Source organism: Deltaproteobacteria bacterium (assembly GCA_009692615.1).
In the GTDB taxonomy this organism is placed as follows: domain Bacteria; phylum Desulfobacterota; class Binatia; order UBA9968; family UBA9968; genus DP-20.
In genome coordinates this window covers 1-14,010 of sequence record SHYW01000067.1, presented here as the reverse complement: position 1 = coordinate 14,010, position 14,010 = coordinate 1, and the positions used below count along the sequence as shown (strand labels likewise).

At 58.1% G+C, this 14,010-nt stretch carries 13 protein-coding genes; 3 read left to right on the top strand and 10 right to left on the bottom strand.

Annotation, left to right across the window (positions count from 1 at the left end; all coding sequences use genetic code 11):
• Nucleotides 1–32: 32 nt before the first annotated feature.
• The 3 genes from EXR70_16020 to EXR70_16010 form a co-directional block, all read right to left on the bottom strand.
• The gene (locus EXR70_16020; protein MSP39996.1) at nt 33–1,613 is read right to left on the bottom strand and encodes a hypothetical protein; all 1,581 of its coding nucleotides are present in this window, start codon (nt 1,611–1,613) and stop codon (nt 33–35) included.
• A 67-nt stretch (nt 1,614–1,680) separates the two neighbouring features.
• On the bottom strand, nt 1,681–2,397 hold the full coding sequence (locus EXR70_16015; GenBank protein ID MSP39995.1) for a class I SAM-dependent methyltransferase: 717 nt from the start codon (nt 2,395–2,397) through the stop codon (nt 1,681–1,683).
• The gene (locus tag EXR70_16010) at nt 2,394–3,545 is read right to left on the bottom strand and encodes a glycosyltransferase family 2 protein (GenBank protein ID MSP39994.1); all 1,152 of its coding nucleotides are present in this window, start codon (nt 3,543–3,545) and stop codon (nt 2,394–2,396) included. The genes EXR70_16015 and EXR70_16010 overlap by 4 nt, the downstream gene beginning before the upstream one ends.
• Nucleotides 3,546–3,760: 215 nt before the next feature.
• On the opposite strand from EXR70_16010, the gene EXR70_16005 reads away from it, so the two are divergent.
• The 3 genes from EXR70_16005 to EXR70_15995 all read left to right on the top strand — a co-directional run bounded on the left by EXR70_16005 (nt 3,761) and on the right by EXR70_15995 (nt 8,976).
• Nucleotides 3,761–5,212 carry a glycine--tRNA ligase gene (locus tag EXR70_16005; protein MSP39993.1) on the top strand — a complete coding sequence of 484 codons (1,452 nt, stop codon included), beginning with the start codon at nt 3,761–3,763 and terminating at the stop codon, nt 5,210–5,212.
• A gap of 99 nt (nt 5,213–5,311) precedes the next feature.
• A complete protein-coding gene (locus EXR70_16000) occupies nt 5,312–7,165 on the top strand; it encodes an ABC transporter ATP-binding protein (GenBank protein ID MSP39992.1) in 1,854 nt (617 codons plus the stop codon).
• Nucleotides 7,162–8,976 (top strand): ABC transporter ATP-binding protein, encoded by a 1,815-nt coding sequence (locus tag EXR70_15995; protein ID MSP39991.1) that lies wholly within the window; start codon nt 7,162–7,164, stop codon nt 8,974–8,976. Before EXR70_16000 ends, EXR70_15995 begins: the two co-directional genes overlap by 4 nt.
• 427 nt (nt 8,977–9,403) lie before the next feature.
• Here the strand turns inward: EXR70_15995 and EXR70_15990 are convergent, their stop codons facing one another.
• Genes EXR70_15990 through EXR70_15960 form a run of 7 tightly spaced genes read right to left on the bottom strand, consistent with a single transcriptional unit; the run spans nt 9,404 to nt 13,896 of the window.
• The gene (locus tag EXR70_15990) at nt 9,404–10,624 is read right to left on the bottom strand and encodes a DUF1501 domain-containing protein (GenBank protein ID MSP39990.1); all 1,221 of its coding nucleotides are present in this window, start codon (nt 10,622–10,624) and stop codon (nt 9,404–9,406) included.
• 2 nt (nt 10,625–10,626) lie between these two features.
• A complete protein-coding gene (locus EXR70_15985; GenBank protein ID MSP39989.1) occupies nt 10,627–12,036 on the bottom strand; it encodes a DUF1800 domain-containing protein in 1,410 nt (469 codons plus the stop codon).
• A 3-nt stretch (nt 12,037–12,039) separates the two neighbouring features.
• Nucleotides 12,040–12,393 carry a DUF3106 domain-containing protein gene (locus EXR70_15980; protein MSP39988.1) on the bottom strand — a complete coding sequence of 118 codons (354 nt, stop codon included), beginning with the start codon at nt 12,391–12,393 and terminating at the stop codon, nt 12,040–12,042.
• 6 nt (nt 12,394–12,399) lie between these two features.
• Nucleotides 12,400–12,696: a DUF3106 domain-containing protein gene (locus tag EXR70_15975; GenBank protein MSP39987.1), complete on the bottom strand. Its 297-nt coding sequence runs from the start codon at nt 12,694–12,696 to the stop codon at nt 12,400–12,402.
• Nucleotides 12,693–12,950 carry a hypothetical protein gene (locus EXR70_15970; protein ID MSP39986.1) on the bottom strand — a complete coding sequence of 86 codons (258 nt, stop codon included), beginning with the start codon at nt 12,948–12,950 and terminating at the stop codon, nt 12,693–12,695. Before EXR70_15970 ends, EXR70_15975 begins: the two co-directional genes overlap by 4 nt.
• A 2-nt stretch (nt 12,951–12,952) precedes the next feature.
• Nucleotides 12,953–13,468, bottom strand: coding sequence for a zf-HC2 domain-containing protein (locus EXR70_15965; protein ID MSP39985.1), 516 nt, complete (start codon nt 13,466–13,468; stop codon nt 12,953–12,955).
• A gap of 11 nt (nt 13,469–13,479) precedes the next feature.
• Complete coding sequence (locus EXR70_15960) at nt 13,480–13,896, bottom strand: RNA polymerase sigma factor (GenBank protein MSP39984.1); 417 nt, start codon at nt 13,894–13,896, stop codon at nt 13,480–13,482.
• Nucleotides 13,897–14,010: the final 114 nt, after the last annotated feature.

The window sequence follows — 14,010 nt, the reverse complement described above, 5'->3', positions numbered from 1 at the left end:
CGGCAAAAAAATCTCTTCTGATCCAATCTCGGTCACTGGCATGCTTGGCGCGGAAATGGATTTACTTCGACCGGTTTGTTTTCCGCTCCGACGGTCAATGACCAGATCTCATGATCTTTGAAGTAATCGGCCAATTTGCAGTTCGCGCTCGGCTCCATGGCCCGGGCCCAGACGACCTTTGCGTTATCGATATCGGCGTCGTTGTACACCCATTCGAAAAGGTCGTTGGCTTCGGCGTCGTAACGGATGAGCACCAGCTGCTTGCCCGGCTGCTGTTGCCACCGCGCCATCAGAGCCGCGCGCTGGGACGCTGCCGATAGCGGGTTGTCTTGCTCTTTGATCCTCTGCCGGGCGACGATGAGCATGAGCATGGCAACGAGCGCGAGCATGACCGGCACGATGTAAGGTCTGAGACGCCGATCGCGCCGGCACCAAATCCGCAACGCTTGCACCGTAAAGTAGTAGTTGAGCGCCAGCACCGGCGCCCAATAATGCAGGTAGTAGTAGGTCTCGGCCATGAGCCCGACGGTCACGAAAAAATAAATCGCCACGGCGCTTTTCGTCCACCGGTTGCGTAAAAGCCAGCGGAGCCATGGGCGCAAGTTGATGACAAACGGAACGAGAAAAATGTTGCCCACGAAAAAAGCGTACATGAGCAGCGCATCGGCGTTGTCTGCGGCAAACCCAGTCAACGAATGCTTGGCGCGGTAAATCGCAAGCTCATGGCTGGTGTGGAGTTTATCCAAGCGCGGGTGGCGGTAGACTGGAACGGATGTCGGCTCTTGCCAAACAAACAGCGGCGCGACGCCGTAGGCTGTCTCGTGCACTTGGTAGGGTAAACGAAAAATATTTCCAGTGACGCAAAAATTATAGTAAGCCATCCAGGCCGCGCTCAGCGCGCATGTGACGACCAACGGCAGGACGACTTTTTTGATCAGCACGCGAAGGGCAAAGTCGCGTTGACGCAAGAACCCCAGCACTAACGTCACACCGGCGCCGATACCGACAAGCAGCCCTTCATAGGGTCGGGTGTTGGCGAGAATCGTCAATCCGACTCCCATCAAAACTGCACGAAGTACCGAGGGCTGCTTGAGCAGGTAGCGGCATGCGCCCAATACCAGCGCACCGCCTGCGGCGGCCAAGGCACCGCGCCAATAACCTTGCGCCCAATCCGCGCCGATGCCGACGATCGGGTGGAGCAGTGAAAATAATCCGCCGATCAAAGCCCAGCGTGGTGGCACCCAGGCCTGTAACATCCAGCAGATGGCGGCGCCCATGAGTCCCATGCTCAACCATACGCCGACGATCGGGTAACCGCTCAGCAGTTGTCCCAGGGCGAGCATCGCTCCAGGGCCGGGCGGGTATTTGGCCATATACGTTGGCTGATGAATGATGTGAATGCTCTCGAAATGAATCCACATCGGATGGGTGGGATTGGTGAGACGACCTTGGCGGAAGGTGTCGGCGGCGAGCAAGTAACTGAACTCGTCGTGCTCTTTGGGCACGGCGATGCCGCCGATCAAGCCGATGGTGACGCTGCCGGAAAATGCCAGCAATCCGACGATAAGAACCGCCAACCAGCGCCGCGCTGCGATGGTATCAATTAATTTCATGAACTAAACACCGAACATTCGCCGGATGGTTTTTTCCGAACCGTGATTAGATGAATTGCAATCAGAGCTAATTTTCGGAAGACGGGACCGGTTTTCGGCATAGCACTTGATATTGCGCTCCGAGCGGTAGGCCAGCGCAGTACGGCTCGATCCCACGCAGCCCACGCAAGAAATTCGGAAAGATAAATAAGAAATCGGTGCGGAGAATTTCGAAACCGCCGCAGCGTAGTAGGTCGCGCGCGTTGCGCGCGGTGAGTGTAATCGCATCACGGTCGAAGGGGATGCGGCTCATGACCAGTCGGGTTCCTGGATTCCACGGATTATTTTCCCACAATGCGAACAAGCCCCCAGGCCGAATCGCTCGATAGATGTAGCCTACGGCGCCAGCCCGGTCGGACAAAGGGATATGATGAAAGACGCCGTTGGAATAAACCAGGTCCAATTCACCGTCGGGACGATATTCGTCGAAATTGAGAAACTGAAAGTTTTGGGAGTTGTGATCTCGCGCCGCGATTGCCAGCGACTTCGCCGAGGTGTCGGTGCCGATTAGTGCCTTGGCGCCAAGAATATCGAGTAGTAAAGGCGCGCTGGAGCCGGTGCCGCAGCCGTAGTCCATGACTCGATTCAGACCCGTCATGTCCCGCGGCAGATGGGTACGCAACCACTCGATTCGACGGTGCGCGAAATAATCTTTGTTCTCGCCGGAAACCGCGAGCCCTTGGCTGAGCGCGCTGTCATATTCCTCGGCATAACGGTCGAAGGATTCGTTGGAATCAGCGCTCATCGCCGCCCCATTCCCAAGATGCTGACGAAAAAGCTCGAGAAAACGGTTGGCACCGCCAGCGCGGTTAAGGTCGCGCCGGGAATCACCAAGCGCATGGTTTGAGCATAATCGAGGCGGCCAAAGCCCGTGGCTTTCCACTTGAGAATCGCGGCAACTAGTAAACTGATGCCAATCAAAAGCGCGATGAGTGATATGGCGAGTCCGCGCTCCAGATAGATCATCTCGAAGAAACGACTCATGCGCGGATCTTCCGGCAACAGGCCTGCGCTGATGGCAAAAGTTTTCGCCGAGATGGCGAAGATCACCGACTGATAGCCGCATAAAATTGCCAGGCTCGAGAATAGCAGCGTATGGGCGTCGAAGGTCACGCCGCCTAACGTCAAGCCGGGCAGCGCGATGGTAAAGCCCAACAAACCGAAAATCATCAACAATGCCCCAGGCATGAGAAACAGCCAGCGCGGACTGTAGAGCAGGAACAGGCGAATCGTGCGCCAGCCGTCGCGAAACGTCCTGAGATGTGGTGCATGGCTTTTTCGACCGTCAGGGTGAAGAGTGATCGGAATCTCGCCGATGCTCCGACTGCGCATGCTCGCTTTGATAATCATTTCCGTCGCGAATTCCATGCCGGTGCAGCGCTGATCGAGAGTAAGGTAAAAATCTTTGCGAAAGCCGCGTAGGCCACAGTAGACATCGCTGAGCGGCGCGTTGAACCAACGGCGCGCCAGATAGGAAAACATCGGGTTGCCCCAAACCCGATGGAGAAACGGCATCGCGCCCGCAACGATGGTGCCGCCGCCGGAGGGCAGGCGGCAGCCTTGGACGAGATCGAAGCCCTGGCGCAATTTCGCGACGAAGCGCGGCACTTCGAGGAAATCATAACTGTCGTCGGCGTCGCCCATGATGACGTACTCACCGTGTGCCGCCGAGATGCCTTGCATCAACGCATTGCCGTAGCCCCGAGCCTCGACATGAATCACCCGGGCGCCGAGCGCTTTGGCGATATCCTGGCTGCCATCGGTGCTACCGTTATCGGCGACGATCACTTCACCGTCGATTTGTTGGGCGCGAAATGCGCTCCACGCTTTTTCGATGCAAACGGCGAGGGTATCCGCTTCGTTTAGGCAAGGAATGACGACGGAGACTTCCATGGAGTTGATCGACGATCTGCGCGGTTTTCGATGGATGGGATCGCGCAGGGATCGCTTGATTACGGCGATTATAACTTAGCGGGGCGAATCTAACAAAGTATTTGCGTGATGCCCCGAATGAAGCGTCGCTTGGCCGAAAGCGCTCAGGCCTGTTTTGACTCTGCTTCCCCTATCCATTACATTGTCAAAATTCCCCGTTCAGATAGGATGTGTTGATGGTAGACATGGACAAGATCGTGTCGCTGTGTAAGCGGCGCGGGTTTATTTTTCAGTCGAGCGAGATTTACGGCGGAACCGGCTCCTGTTGGGACTACGGGCCGCTCGGCGTCGAGCTTAAGAATAACGTCAAGCGCGTTTGGTGGCGCGACTCGGTGCAGAACCGCGCCGACATGGTCGGCCTCGATGCGTCGATACTCATGCATCCGCGGGTGTGGAAGGCGAGCGGCCACTTGGATCATTTCACCGATCCGATGGTGGACTGCCGCGACTGCAAGAAACGGTTTCGCTCGGATAAAATCGAAGAAGATAGCTGGCTGCACTTCTGCGCCGCGACCAAGGGCAACAAATTTACCATTCCCGGCGGCGAAGCGTGTAAACATTGCGGTACCAAACGCACGCTCTGCCCAGCCTGTGGCAAGGGCGAGCTGACCGATCCGCGTCAATTCAATCTCATGTTCAAGACGTTTATGGGGCCGGTGGAAGAGGACGCGGCGGTGGCTTATTTGCGACCGGAAACCGCCCAAGGGATCTTCGTCAATTTCGACAACGTGCTCCAGTCCATGCGCATGAAGCTGCCCTTCGGCATCGCCCAGATAGGTAAATCATTCCGCAACGAAATCACGCCGGGCAATTTCACATTCCGCACGCGCGAGTTCGAGCAGATGGAGATCGAGTTCTTCGTCATGCCCGGCACCGACGAAGAGTGGCACCAGCGCTGGCTCGACGAGCGCTTCGCCTGGTATCCGCGCTATGGCATCCGCAAGGAAAATCTCCGGCTGCGCGAGCATGATCCCGACGAGCTGGCCCATTACGCCAAGCGCACCGCCGACATCGAGTATCTATTTCCCATGGGCTGGAGCGAATTGGAGGGCGTCGCCAACCGCACCGACTTCGATTTGAAACAGCATGCCGAGTTCAGCGGCAAATCGCTCGATTACTTCGACGAGGAGAGTAAACAGAAGATCGTCCCCTACGTCATCGAGCCGTCGGCCGGCGCGGACCGCGGCACTCTGGCGTTTTTGGTCGATGCCTATCGCGAGGAAGAAGTGAAGGGCGAGAAGCGCGTGGTGCTGAATTTTCATCCGGAGTTGGCGCCGATCAAAGTCGCGGTGCTGCCGCTGCTTAAGAAAAATGGCCGCATCGTCGAGACCGCGCACAAACTTTGCGCCGATCTGCGCAAGCGCTGGCATTCGGTTTACGACGACACCGCGTCCATCGGCCGGCTCTATCGCCGCCAGGACGAAGTCGGCACGCCCTTCTGTGTTACGGTGGATGTGCAAACCGTCGGCGACGACAAAGCCGCGGCGGACGATAAAGTGACGATCCGTGACCGCGATCAGATGCAGCAAGTGCGCGTTCCGCTGACAGCCTTGCCGCCGGTGATGGAAAAACTTATGGCTGGCGAGTGGGCGGAGATTTATGGTCAGCATGGCGTGACGAGAGAGTGAAAACTCGCGCAGTAGAGCCTCAATCAAATTGGACAAAACCCATTCACCACGAAGGACACGAAGAGCACGAAGGCCGAATTTAAATTTTCTTAACCCTTCATGTCCTTCGTGCTCTTCGTGGTGAGATCGAATTCTTCCATCGTTTGCGCCGCGGACCGCGAACCAGAGGATCGAAAAATTCTTCGTTACTACGACCGGATCAAATTTCTCGTCGAGCGCTACCGCCGGTTGATCTTGCTCGGCCTGCTTTCGCTGGTCGCCACTGATCTCGCCGGCATCGCGCTGCCCTGGTTGATCAAAGGCGGCATCGATCATGCGCTCCACGCTCGGGCCCGCGACCATTCCAACCTTTATTTTCCGTTACTGATTCTTGGCGCCGCCGCGTTGCAAGGTTTGTTTCGCTTCTGTTGGCGCATCAATATCCACGGTTTCTCGCGCCGCTGCGAGGCCGATTTGCGCGACCGCGTGTTCTCCCATATGCAGCGCTTGCCGCTGAGTTATTTTCAATACCAAAAGACCGGCGATCTGATGTCGCGCTTGACCAACGACATTCACGCCGTGCGCGAGCTCATGGGCTTTGGATCCTTGGCGATCGTCGACGCTCTGGTGGTGATTCTTTTCAGTTTGGCGCTGATGATCACCATCGATCCTTGGCTGACGCTTTGGTCGATGCTGGCGATGCCGCTGATTCCCATTGTCGTGCGCTACTTCGGCCGGCAAATTTTTCGCTGGTCGCGCGCCACTCAGGAACAGGTGAGCGAGATGAGCGCATATGTGTTGGAAAATTTTTCCGGCATTCGCGTGGTCCAGGCCTACGCCCAGGAAGAAAATCAGATTCGCGGCTTTAGCGTTATCAGTTCAGAGTACCGCCACCGGACAATGTGGCTGGCGACGCTGTGGGGAGTTTTCTGGCCGCTCATGCAGGTGCACGCCGGTGTGGCGGCGACCATCGTACTTTGGCTTGGCGGCCGCCAGGTTTTGCTCGGCTCGATGACGCTTGGCGAGTTCGTCGCCTTCAACGGCTATCTGGCGATGCTCACCTGGCCGCTGATGGCGATCGGTTACACCGCCAATCAGTATCAGCGCGGCACCGCGGCGCTGTCGCGCATCGCCGAAGTTTTGGACACGCCGGTGGGAGCGCGCTACTTGACCGAAGCCACGGTGTCGCCGCCGCCGGCGGTTTCTGGGGCCATCGAGTTTCGCCGCCTGACGTTTGCCTACGGCGCCGATCAGCCGGCGGCGTTGCGTGGAATTACGCTCAGCATTCCCGCCGGTGCGGTGTGCGGCATCATCGGCGAGACCGGCGCCGGTAAGAGCACGTTGGTGCAAGCGCTGCTGCGTTTGCATGAGCCGGCGGACGAGACGATTTTCATCGACGGCATCGACGTGAAAAAACTGCCGCTGCGCACTTTGCAAAGCGCCGTCGGTTACGTGTCGCAAGACATTTTTCTGTTTTCCGGTTCGGTACGGGACAATCTTTTGCTCGGCGTCGAAGACGGCGCCCCGGAGCAAGTCGAACGGGCGGCGCGGGTCGCCCAGCTTACGTCCGCCGTCGAATCCTTCAGCGCCGGTTTCGAAACCATCATCGGCGAGCGCGGCGTGCGTTTGTCCGGCGGTCAGAAGCAGCGCACCGCGTTGGCCCGAGCGATCGTCAAAGAACCGCCGATTATGATTCTCGACGATGCCTTTTCCAGCGTCGACACCGAGACCGAGGAAGCGATTTTACGCGAGTTAAAACAGTTCATGCGCGGCCGCACGACGCTATTGATTTCCCACCGTATCTCGACGGTGCGCGACGCCGACATGATCGTCTATTTGCGCGGCGGTGAAATCATCGAACAGGGCAGCCACGCCGAGTTGCTGGCGCGGCGCGGCGCTTATTATGAACTGTATCGGCGTCAGAGTTTGGAGCGCGAGGTTGCCGCTGTGGCGCGCGCGGAGGCGGCGCCATGATCGGCGCTGCCCATCCCGAAGAGGAGATTCTCGGCAAAGCGTACGACGCTCGGCTGATGGTGCGCGTGCTGCGCTATTTGCGGCCCTATTGGAAACTGTTGGCAGTGGCATTTACTTTTCTGATGCTCCAGACCGGCACCCAGTTGCTCGGTCCCTACATCACCAAGGTCGCCATCGATCGTTACATCGCCACCAAAGACGTTCACGGTCTTGACTGGATGGCGTTGGCCTATCTCGGCGTCGTGCTGTGCAGCTTTGTCGTCCTGTTCATTCAAACTTACACGACGGAATATACCGGCCAACGCGCCATGCACGATCTGCGCATGGAAATTTTTTCCCACCTGCAGAAGCAGGACTTGGCCTACTTCGACCGCAACGCCGTGGGTCGCTTGATGACCCGGACGATCAACGACGTGGAAACGCTCAACGAACTGTTCAGCACCGGCGTGGTCGGTTTATTGGGCGACGTGTCGATCGTTTTCGGCATCGCCGTGATGATGCTTTGGCTCAACTGGCAATTGGCCCTGGTCTGCCTCGCCGCTTTTCCGGCGATACTCTATATCAGCCGTTTTTATCGCCGGCGCGCCCGGGAAGTTTACCGCGAGAGCCGGATGATTCTCGGCCGGCTCAATGCCGGCTTGCAGGAAAACATCGCCGGGGTGGCGACGGTGCAATCCTTCGGTCAAGAAGAGCGCATGTACCGGCGCTTTCAAGAAGTTAACTTGAGCTATCGCAATGTCTTATTGCGCAGCATTCGTTACAACGCGGTATTTTTCCCGGTCATCGAAGTGTTCAGCGCGATTTCCATCGGACTGTTGCTGTGGCGCGGCGCCGACTTGATTTTCGCCAACGCCGTGGAAGCCGGCGTGTTGGTCGCCTTCATGCAATATATCCAGCGCATGTTCCAGCCGATCCGAGACCTGGCGGAGAAGTACAATATCATGCAGGCCGCGATGGCGTCGTCGGAGCGGATTTTCGCCCTGCTCGACGATCCGGAGACGATCAAGAATCCGCTCGAGCCCAAGCGCGCGGAAAAATTCGCCGGCGCCGTGGAGTTTCAAAATGTCTCGCTCTCCTACCAAGCCGGCGAGCCGGTGCTCAAGGGAGTATCTTTTCGCGTGCGACCGGGAGAAAAGATTGCGCTGGTCGGCGCCACCGGCGGCGGCAAGACTTCGATCATCTCGGCGCTGTGCCGATTTTACGATGTCGACAGCGGCGCGATTCTGGTCGACGGCATCGACGTCCGCCAGTGGAACAAGCAGGAGCTGCGGCGCCAGCTCGGATTAGTTTTGCAAGATGTGTTTCTTTTTTCCGGCGACATCGCTACCAATATCACGCTCGGCGACGGCCGCATCGATGAAGCGCAAATGCGCGAAGCGGCGCGCCGGGCGCAGATCGCGCCATTTATCGAAAAGCTGCCCGGCGCTTATCACCAAGAAGTGCAGGAGCGCGGCGCAACTCTGTCACAAGGTCAGCGCCAGTTATTGTCGTTCGCGCGCGCCCTCGCGTTCGATCCGAAGATTCTGATTCTCGACGAAGCGACCAGCTCGGTGGACACCCAAACCGAGATGGCGATCCAACTGGCGCTCGAAGAGTTGTTAAAAAACCGCACGGCGCTGATCATCGCGCACCGGCTGTCGACGATCAAACATGCCGACCGGATTCTGGTCATTCACAAAGGCGAGATTTGGGAACAGGGCACGCACGATGAATTGCTCACGCGCGGTGGCTTGTACGCGCGCTTGTACGATTTGCAATATCGTTTTCAGGAGCGCGACGCGGCGGCGGAGCCGGCGCTTTCGACAGCGTAAGAGATACAGGATTTGAAAAATTGGCCGCACCCTTCGACAGCGCTCAGGGCGATCGGAACATGGGAAGGGTACCGCAAAGTATCAGATTGGTAGGGGCGACCGGCTGGTCGCCCTGCGCTGCAGAGTTCACCAGAAGGAACAGATCTACGCCAAGGAAAATCAGATCGGTGCGCAAGCGCACCCTACGATGCTTCCCTCGATACGGTTCCTGCGCAACCTACTCGGGAATTCGGCAAGTTATCGTCCGATTCCCTGGCAGTAAGTGTAAGTTGCTTTGAGCCTGTCCGTCGATCTGATTCCTGCGGGATGTACTTGAAACTCGCTCTTCAAAGTCCGATTCCCCGAGTAGCCGCCGTTTCGGTGGCGTAGCGAGGGGTGCGAGATCGGCGTTCCTCTTGGCTTTGATTTCTTGCGAGATGGTTTCGCGCTAACCGATCATGTTCAACGGCGCCGCTCCGTGAAAGCCTGGGAAAATTTTCGCTAGATCTTTCTGTCCCAGATGGCGCGAAATCACGTCGCTGCAAACAGAGCGATAGTCGGTGGTCAGGGCGAGGTCGCGCCCTTCGTTCAATAATTCCGGCGCCAGGCCGGGCCAGCGGCCGTAGACTTTGCCGCCGCGCACTTTGCCGCCGATGGCGAACATGACGTTGGCGTGGCCGTGGTCGGTGCCGCGGTTGCCGTTTTCGCGCGCGGTGCGGCCGAACTCCGACATGGTTAAAATTACCACGTCTTCGATGCGCTCGCCGAGGTCTTGATGAAATGCGGCGAGGCTGTCGGACAGTTCTTTGAGGCGATTGGCTAACTGTCCGGTGGCGCCGCCTTGGTTGACGTGAGTGTCCCAACCGTCGATTTCGGCGAAGGCGATTTCCAATCCGACATCGGCTTTGATCAGGCGCGCGACTTGGCGCAGGCCGGCGCCGAGTTTGCCGGTCGGATAAGCCGCGTTGTTGGCGGGAATCTTCGCTTCGATCTGACGCAGCTGGGTCATGGCGTCGAACAAACTGTTGACGCCTTTCTGCAACAGCGCGTCATCCGAGTTGGCGTAAAGTTTTTGCAGCGCGCCGGCCATGGACTGATTGCGCAGGCGAAACTCTTCGATGGACGACAACGACACTGTCGGCGCGGCGCCGGCGAGCATGCGCGGCATTTGCGCGCCCAAGGCGACGCCGCGAAACGGCCGGTCGGCAATTTTAATTTCATTCAAATAGCGATTGAGCCAGCCATCGGGCGTCGACTTGATCCCCGGCGTGCCGATCTCCATGTAATCCTGGGCATCGAAATGCGAGCGCGTGTTGTCCGGCGAACCGGCGGCATGGACGATCGCCAATTGGCCTTTGTCGTAAATGTTTTTCAGTGACGCTAAAGCGGGATGGAGCGCGTAGAAACCGTCGAGATCGATGGCGTATTGCGCGCCCGCCGCCGGTTCGGCGACGGCGATGTTGGGCCGCAGTTGATAATAGGCGCGGTCTTTGAAGGGAATCACCACGTTCAAGCCGTCCATGCCGCCGCGCTGAAAAACTACGACTAAGACTTTTTTGCGGCTGTCGGTTTGGGCGCCGGCCAGGCGCACGAGAAATGGCGGCGGTAAACCCATGGCGACAATACCAAGACCGGCGGATCGCAAAAATTCTCGGCGTGAAAAACTCATGGCTACCTCCGTTGAAATTCCGGCGCGGACAACAATAGGACCACGGCGTCGACGCCGCTGGATCGATCCAATGCCGCGCGAGTCGATGCCGAAAGCGACTGCGGCGCGATCCATTGCACCAGCTGCTCGATCGGCGCGATATTTTCTTTGCTCACTCGCGAACCGGGCAAACGATTGCTCACCAAGTCGGCGGCGAAGTTCATGCGCGTGAGCAGCATGTCGGCGCTGATCCACGACGCGGCCACGTCCGGGTAGCCGGTCGGCGGTTGGGCCAAGAATAGCGGCTCGCCCATGCGGCCTAAATAGCGCAGCAGCTGATGGGTGATCTGGGTTTCCGCGCCGGTGACACGCAGCGCGCTGGCGACAAATTCCAGCGGCTTTTTGATTTTGCTGCGGTAGGTTGTGGGTGCGAAGAATTCTTCCGATTCGATAATCGCTCGCAGCGTGGTTGGAATATCGCCGTCGCTTTGGCGAAACGCGCCGACGGCTTTGTCGACCAAGGATTTGAGCGGATCGTCGGCGACCAAGCGGCGCGCTAACTTGGTCGCGATGAAGCGCGCCGTCGACGGATGGCGCGCCAACAGATCGATGACCTGCAAGCCGTCCTCCACGCCGCCGCCGGCCGCGATGCGCGTGCCGAGGACGATTTTTTCACCGTTGTCGTGGATGCGCGGTTCGAAATAGAAACCGCCTTCGCCGCGCGGTTGACGGATCGTCCAGCCGGTGAAACAGCGCGCCACTTCCTGGACGTCTTTTTGGGTGTAGCCGCCGTCGACGCCGAGGCTATGCAGTTCCATCAGTTCGCGGGCGTAGTTTTCGTTGATGCCGCGGCGCCGGTTGTTGGGCGCGAAACGCTGGGCGGCGGAATCCGGCGCAGCGCTGAGCCAGTTGTCGAGATAGAACAGCATCGCCGGGCTCTGTGCGGTGGCGAGCAACAGGTCGCGAAACTTGCCCAGAGCTTGGGGCCGGATGGTGTCGCGGTCGTAGGGCGTGGTGAGCCAGCGGTCGGCGCCCTTGGCGGCGAAAATATTAAAATGGTTGGACCAGAAATCGACCATGACTTCGTACAGCTGGCGGCGGCTGTAGACCGCGCGCAGCAAGCGCGCCAATTGCAATTCTAAAATGACTTGGCGCGGTCCGCCCATTTCCATGGGCGCCATCATGTTCTGGTTCACCGCTTGCTTCGGTTGGGGATAGAGCTCGAGCAATTCGCGCGCGCTCAAGCGCATGGTTTTCAGCGCGGCGATTTTTTCTTCGACGAAGTCGTCGGCGATTTTTTGCGGCGTCAGTTGCTCGTCGAGATAGGCGCGCTGGCCGAGGCGGTTAAGCCGTTCCAGTTCCGCGCCGGTGGCACCGAAGCTCGTGCGGCTGAGAAAATGAATCGTCCGCTGCTCTGGACTCAACGCATTCATGGCTTACTCCTTGTCTCGACCCCGTTGGAGTTTTTCCTTCAATCTTTCGCGAAATTCCCGTTTCTCTTCGACGCTGCCGTGCTGTTTGAGTTCGCGGATCTTTTCGCGCATCTCTTGCTTCTGGTCGGGGGATAATTTTTCGAAGCGCTCGCGGGCCTTCTCGCGGAATTGCTGTTTTTCTTCCGGAGAGAACCGTTCGCGCTTCTCCATCAACTTTTTACGCAACTCCTGGCGCTGTTCGGGCGACAATTCGCGCAGCTTTTCCATACGCTGCTTGATCTCTTCGCGCCGCTCGGGCGGCATCTTGCGAAGTTCCTGCCAGCGTTCCTGCAATCGTTCACGCTGGTCGGTCGGCATCTTTTGCTAGCGCTCGAAATTTTTTCGCGCCACGGCTTTTTCGTCAGGGTGGAGCTTGCGCCAGTTGTCGAAATTTTTCTGCAGCTCGTCGCGTTCGTTGGACGGCAGGTTTTTCCAGCGTTGGTAGCGCTCGCGCAATTCCTGTTTCTCCGTCGGCGACATTTTTTGCCAGCGCTCGTTGTCGTTGTTGCGCTCGCTTTGCGCCAAGTCGAACTTGCCCGGTGACGACTGACTCCAGGCCGGCGCGGTTAATAGCACGGCGAACAGTCCGGCGGCGCCGGCCAAATGAGAGATCGGCTTCACTTGAGGCTCTCCTTCTTGGTCGACGGCGCGGCCTTGCGCGGCGCGTTGTTGTTGGCCTGGACGGCGCCGCTTTCGAGGTGTTGTAGGTCGCGCAGCATTTCCATTTGCTTGATCATCTCCATGTCGCGCAGAAAGTCGATCATGCGCAACATTTCTTTATCCGGTAGTTCTTGCTGGCGGCTGGCGCCGGCGGCCGGTTGAAAGGCGCCGAGCAGCAGGGCGACAACGCTCCAGTGACGAAAATTCGATGTCATCCTTACGCCGCGTTATTACTTTGGCTGCCCAGCAGGTCGAGCAAATCCAAATCGTCGAGCACATCCATGGCGCTGAAAAATTCCAGATTTTCCGCCACCGGCAAGGTTTCCGCTAGTTCGTCGTCGCTGATATTCTTACCGCTCCAATGGTTTTTCCCGAGGGTAAACGTTAGAGCCAAAACGACCAGCGCGACGCTGGCGAAGGCCGGCAGATAGCGCGGTTGCAGCAAGGCGGTGAACCAGCGCCGGAGCCCGTTGGTCGCGCTGGCATCGTCGATCTTGTGGCGCAGCTCGCGTTGATAGTCGAGCCAAAATTCTGGCGGCGGCGCATCGCTCTTTAGCGTCAACGGCAATAGGCTCGCGAGCTCTTTGAGATAGCCGGCGCAACCGCTGCACTGTGCGACATGGGCCGTGAGGCGATCTTTGTCAGCGCCGCCGAGATCGCCGTAGTGCAGCAGGACTAACTCTTCTTCTAAAGCTGCGCAGGACGTGGTCGGTGGGTTTTTTCGCGGTTCCATATATATTTCTCCTAGGCGAACTCGGCCAAGCAGCGGCGCAACGCCGTGACCGCGCGGTGTAAATGGACCTTGGCTGTGCCCTCCGCGGTGTCCATGGTCTCGGCGATTTCCTTGATCGACAGTCCCTGATGGTTTTTCAAAATGAACGCGGCGCGCTGTTTCGCCGGCAAGGTTTCGAGCGCGGCGTCGACCTTGCGCGAGATTTGTCCCGCCAGCACCGATTGTTCGGGTGTGCGGGGTTGGGATATTTCGTGGCTCGGTTCCATATCGTTTACGATATTCTCGTCGAACTCATCGGCTGGGCCGCGCTTGTTGCGCCGTTTGTAATCCAGGCAAACGTTGACGACGATGCGGTAAAACCAAGTATAGAAGCTCGACCGTCCGTCAAAATTTTTTAAGGAACCTCTGAACAACTGCCCTGGAAGCAGGGCAGCGGAGGATAGATCGTTTTTTTCGTAATGAGTTACAGTTTTTGCGAAGTTATATCAGATTACATTTTGCTCTCGCGGTTAATAGGGTCCTTAGTTTTGCCTCGATTTGCC

What these genes read in the sequence shown, in the direction of transcription:
- EXR70_16020 (MSP39996.1), bottom strand. Translation starts at nt 1,613, where the DNA reads ATGAAATTAATTGATACCATCGCAGCGCGGCGCTGGTTGGCGGTTCTT.
- EXR70_16015 (MSP39995.1), bottom strand. Translation starts at nt 2,397, where the DNA reads ATGAGCGCTGATTCCAACGAATCCTTCGACCGTTATGCCGAGGAATAT.
- EXR70_16010 (MSP39994.1), bottom strand. Translation starts at nt 3,545, where the DNA reads ATGGAAGTCTCCGTCGTCATTCCTTGCCTAAACGAAGCGGATACCCTC.
- EXR70_16005 (MSP39993.1), top strand. Translation starts at nt 3,761, where the DNA reads ATGGTAGACATGGACAAGATCGTGTCGCTGTGTAAGCGGCGCGGGTTT.
- EXR70_16000 (MSP39992.1), top strand. Translation starts at nt 5,312, where the DNA reads ATGTCCTTCGTGCTCTTCGTGGTGAGATCGAATTCTTCCATCGTTTGC.
- EXR70_15995 (MSP39991.1), top strand. Translation starts at nt 7,162, where the DNA reads ATGATCGGCGCTGCCCATCCCGAAGAGGAGATTCTCGGCAAAGCGTAC.
- EXR70_15990 (MSP39990.1), bottom strand. Translation starts at nt 10,624, where the DNA reads ATGAGTTTTTCACGCCGAGAATTTTTGCGATCCGCCGGTCTTGGTATT.
- EXR70_15985 (MSP39989.1), bottom strand. Translation starts at nt 12,036, where the DNA reads ATGAATGCGTTGAGTCCAGAGCAGCGGACGATTCATTTTCTCAGCCGC.
- EXR70_15980 (MSP39988.1), bottom strand. Translation starts at nt 12,393, where the DNA reads ATGCCGACCGACCAGCGTGAACGATTGCAGGAACGCTGGCAGGAACTT.
- EXR70_15970 (MSP39986.1), bottom strand. Translation starts at nt 12,950, where the DNA reads ATGACATCGAATTTTCGTCACTGGAGCGTTGTCGCCCTGCTGCTCGGC.
- EXR70_15965 (MSP39985.1), bottom strand. Translation starts at nt 13,468, where the DNA reads ATGGAACCGCGAAAAAACCCACCGACCACGTCCTGCGCAGCTTTAGAA.